Below are 5,325 nucleotides of genomic sequence, written 5' to 3'. Positions count from 1 at the left end.
GCCTTAATCCACACGCTTTAGTCTAAACAACCAGCTTTGGAAATCTCCTGTAAGACTTGGGATGTGAATGCCGTTATACATCAGCTCGTCACCGCCAAGCTGCTGCCCGGTTTCTACCACAACATAATCTACATCTGCATCTAATCCCTTTAAGTGTAAAGAATCAAATGGCGCGAACGGAACTGCCAGGACGCGGCTATATACTACAAGCGCCTCACTCTTATCTTCGCTTACGAACATCCATGCAGCCTCATTGCCTGCGAACGGATTCAGCAAACGGTAATAATCGCCGAATTGAACTAACGGACGAATTTCCTTATACAAGGCAACCTGCTGCTTAGCAAGCTCTTTCTCTTCATCAGTGAACTTAGATAGATCTAACTCATAGCCAAAATTACCGGACATCGCGATATCGCCACGTGTCTTAAGTGAAGTTAACCGCCCTACTTGATGGTTCGGCGCCGCCGATATATGTGCCCCCATCGCACTAATTGGATAAACGATGCTTGTTCCGTACTGAATTTTCAAGCGTTCTACTGCATCCGTATTATCGCTTGTCCACGTTTGTGGCATATAATAGAGCATTCCTGGATCAAAGCGACCGCCACCACCAGAACAGCTTTCAAATAGAACTTTCGGAAACTTCGTTGTAATTTCTTCTAGTACATAGTATAGACCTAGCATGTAACGATGAGCTGTTTCCCGTTGACGATGCGGAGGCAGTAACGCTGATCCAATCTCTGACATATTACGATTCATATCCCACTTTACGTATGAAATCGGCGCACCATTTAAAATGCCCGATAGCCTCTCAATAATCGCATCACACACATCCTGGCGTGAAAAATCAAGAATAAGTTGGTTGCGGCCAAGTGATCGCCCGCGCTCTGGTACATGCAGACACCAATCGGGATGGCTACGATACAAGTCGCTGTCAGGAGAAATCATCTCCGGCTCGAACCATATACCAAATTGCATATCAAGCTTACGCACACGCTCAACCAAATCCTCGAGACCATTCGGTAGCTTCTCACGATTGACAAACCAATCTCCTAATGAGCTCTTGTCATCATTGCGCTTTCCGAACCAACCATCATCGAGTACAAACAGCTCGATACCAAGCTCTTTACCTACTTCAGCAATCGATTCAATCTTCTCGGCAGTAAAATCGAAATACGTCGCTTCCCAATTATTTACGAGAACAGGGCGTGGCTCATCTCGGAACACTCCGCGACAAATGCGCGAACGGTACAATTTATGATACGTACGCGACATGCTGCCAAGTCCTTTATCCGAGTAAACAAGTATCGCTTCTGGCGTTTGGAAAGCTTCACCAGGTTCAAGATGCCAACTAAAATCGAAGGAGTTAATCCCAATCGATACACGCGTACTGTTAAACTGATCCACCTCAGCTTGAGCGATGAAATTACCGCTATAAACTAAATTGAATCCATATACATCCCCGTGATCCTCTGTCGCATCCTTTGAAAGTAGCGCCATAAATGGATTATGCTGATGCGAGCTGGAGCCGCGGCGGCTCTCAATGGACTGCATGCCCTTCATCAACGGCCTTACTTGAATATGTCGTTCACGTGACCATGCGCCTGTCAAGTCAAGCATATCCATGCGATCATGTGGCATATCAACGCTAGCACTAAGCACTCGAAGCAGCTTCAATGGTGCTTGACCTTCATTCACAAATCGAACAGAACGTGCAATCGCATCATATTGCGCAAATGCGGTATAAGACAGCATCACCTTCAAGCCTGTTACTGCATCACGAAGTGTAATTTCAAGCGTCTCTGCTTCATTGTCCGTTTCTGTATAAGTTGCAGGGAGACCGTCAAGACGTGGCTTACCTGGCGTAATTGTATGGGATTCATAGCGCAAATCACTAATTGTCGATCCGTTTTCCAATTGAACTTGATAGGCTGGCACACGAAGATCGCCATTTCCATATGCAGGATATTCAACAGGCGTCATATCTAGTGTAAATCCTCCAGCCGATCCTTCTGGCGTTGGACTGAACGATGGATGATCGAAATAGCGAAGCTCTTGCGCCCGGATGCGAAGCTTACGTCCCCAATAAATGTGCGCAAGGTAACCGTCATCCAAAATTTTCATCATATAGCTTGTTTGATTAGCTTGCAGGTTAAATACTCGAGTCGATGGATCATATGAAATGCTCATAAAAGGTACCTCCGTAATGTGTGTTATAAAATAGAATAATGTAGTATGCCGATTTATGAAGCATGTTGTACTTGCTCAAGAAAGACTTAATATCAGCCGGTTTGACTCTAGTTCATCCGATTCGATTGTAATGTCAAACGGAATCGGAACTTCATATCATCCTCGAACCACATCGGAAAGTTCGTGCCCCAAGCGTTATTGTGCAAATTAAAATGAAAACCTCCAGCAAGTGGAGCAAACGTATTATCGAATTGCAGTAATCGTCTTTCACCCGGGCATACGACAGGCGCATCCAATGTTTCAATGACGATCTTTCCATCTGCACCATCATAATAAAGTCCAGAATTGACTGCATGCATATTGCGATTACCGTTTTTGACAACTGCTAACGGTGAAATTCGTGTACCTAGTTTGTCCATCGTCCATTGATTCGGACTGTCAACACTAGGGACAAATGAGAACCAGCTTGCTTCCGGCAATCGGCATGCCGATTTATTGATCCAATTCAATTCGATATCGATGCTACAATCGTTATGATGGAATGTGTATACGATCTCGAGCTGCTGGGGTGCGCCATAATTCTCGCTAGCATCGGTAGGCATTTCTAATCGAACCCATACCATGTCAACGTCTGCTTGTCTTTCCAATTGAAGATTTCTTACAATTGGGCTATACAGCTTATGCTCCGGTGTAGGCTCAGCATATTCCATTCCTGGCTTCGCCTGATCCGGGAACGCCCAAATATAATTCTTTTTCATGTTGATCGTATATTCTTTAATATAACGTTCATAGTTTTCATGACTGAACGTTTCATAACGGTAAGCAGCCAATCTATTTTCATCGTTTGCCCATACTTTCCCATTACGATCAACCAATTGATCAATAGAACCGTCCGAAGCGAAGCTAACTCGAAATTGCCCTAAAGTATAGCTACGGTTCATTTCAAGTTGTTCTATGTTTCCAACTTCCTTGGAACGATCTGAATGGACAACACTCAAACTGTCTAATACTTGCTGTGCTTCAAGTTGCAATTCCGAACTTATTGCTGATATAGCCTGATCTAGATATGCGCGTTGCTCGGCCCATGAGCTTTCAAAGCGCTCATAACTGCGATCTTGTACACCAAGGCGATTAAACGTATGATAATATTGATCTTGATTGACTATATCATCCGTAATCTTATTCTTTGCTCTTGCCGCCTTGAAATCTGTTGCAGAATAATTTACATAATCCGCCAAATATAATTTTTCATCCATTCCCCAAGTATGCTCTGTAATTAACAGAAGACGATTACAAAACTTAGCATAGCTTGCACTATTAGGATCTAGAGAACCTGAAGCAACCCATTTGTCCCTTAAACGAAGTAATTCCCGGTAGCGTGCCACTTTCAACGGATCGGTAGCTACGCCCTGAATCCACGAATCACCTATTTCTTCGCTAACAACTGGAAGTACATGCTTAAATTCCAGCAGCTTTTCAGCGAAGGCATCCAGTGTTGATGCAACTATTTCCGCATCCGGGTATTTCGCTTGTAATTGTTTGTACAGCGACTCTATATCTTCTAATGAAGAAGGACCATTATTATCGCCGGTATGGGCAAAATAAAGGACATCTTCAAATCCATCCACTTCTAAAGCTTGGCCATAATCATCCGCATAGTTGACGATCAGTTCGGAGCCATCATCTGCCTTCCAAACAAACACTTGTGGGACACTTGGAGCTTTACTTGCTSGATTTACGCCGATATGCAAATAGCGAATACCATAACTAGCTAATAATGGTACGATGCCGATCGTATGTCCTGGAACATCGGTCATTTTTGCAGCAATCGTACTTCTCCCGAATCGTTGATCCAGCTTCTGAGAAATCGACAAGCCATATTCCAGTAATGTTTTATCCATTAATTCTGTATGTGTTGTAAAAGGAAGACCATGCCAAGCAATATCACCTCTACTAATCGCCTGCTCCATTTGGATACGTTGCTCCTCAGGTGCGTTTTGTAAATATTCTTCAATTAACCAAGATCCAACTGTCCAAATAAATTTTGAACGTCCGTCATCGCCTGTCATACGTTCAGACAATGATAACGCTTGCGGAATAAACGTGGTCATATATTGGTCAACAACATTAGCTGCAAGATCGGTAAAGCCAATATCCAAATGTGTTTTAAAAATAACATGTACTTTTTTAATTGTAGTCATAAAATCATCTGCCTTTCTGCCTATATATTATTGAGCCCGAGTCCGGAAAATCAGACTCGGGTCATATTCATTTCATTTATTTCTGTTCAGCCAAGTACGCATCCAGTTGGCTTTGATATTCTGCAAGAACCTTATCAATTCCAGCATCCTTTAATCGTTTAAGCATTTTCTCTTTAACAGATGAGTATTCCACAAGACCACTATACAATGGTTTCTGGTACTCGATAACAATCGCACTTATTTTAGCCAATTCACTCTTCACTGGCTCGGAATCTACACTGAACCCGATCAAATCAGTTTTTATCGCATCGTTATCCCAGTTTTTCATACGCTCCAATTGTGCTGGATCAAGGCTTTTACTGAACTTAGCAAATCTCATATCTGTCCAAGCCCAACTGATCGGCATGTATTGCTTGTCAGCGGCAATGCCATCGTAAGAAGCGCTATTGCCATCTACCTTATAGTTGATGCCTTCAACACCAAGCGACATCAAATTATAGTTTTCTTCATTGCTATGGAACCAGTTTACGAATTGAACAGCCTCTTTCGGATGCTTGCTCGTCGCAAATACTGCTAATAAATTATCTACAGAGCTGAAAATATATTTCGGTTGATCCGCGTTGAATTGAACAAATTCAATTTCTCCTCCAGGTATATTCGCCACTAAACCATCGATTGACTCTGAAGGACGGAATAAATTCGATGCTACGGCACCAGTTTTTCCTTTACCAAAATCTTCATTCATTGTAGCATGATCTTTCGGAGTGTAGCCCTTGTTATACCATTCACGTGCCTTATTAACTAAATTATTGAATGCTTCGGATTCATAAAGATTTTCGAACGTTAATGGCTGTTTCGCAGCATCAATATAGAAGAAGCTATTGAATAGGTCACCGTTTGCATAATAGCTAGGCATGTATTCACGGCCTAGTCC

At 42.7% G+C, this 5,325-nt stretch carries 3 protein-coding genes; all 3 read right to left on the bottom strand.

Going from position 1 to position 5,325, the window contains the following annotated elements:
• Nucleotides 1-3: 3 nt before the first annotated feature.
• Entirely contained in the window at nt 4-2,190 is a 2,187-nt protein-coding gene (locus AC1DWN_RS27275) for an alpha-galactosidase (RefSeq protein WP_477562030.1), read from the bottom strand.
• A 107-nt stretch (nt 2,191-2,297) separates the two neighbouring features.
• On the bottom strand, nt 2,298-4,391 hold the full coding sequence (locus tag AC1DWN_RS27270) for a DUF5054 domain-containing protein (RefSeq protein WP_477562029.1): 2,094 nt from the start codon (nt 4,389-4,391) through the stop codon (nt 2,298-2,300).
• Nucleotides 4,392-4,467: 76 nt separating this feature from the next.
• On the bottom strand, nt 4,468-5,325 hold an 858-nt coding region (locus tag AC1DWN_RS27265; RefSeq protein ID WP_477562028.1), incomplete at its 5' end, for a DUF3502 domain-containing protein.

The sequence above is a fragment of the Paenibacillus sp. P4_A7 genome (genome assembly GCF_056402455.1).
The sequence above is the reverse complement of the archived record's forward strand: the minus strand, read 5'-3'. Positions and strand labels throughout refer to the sequence as shown.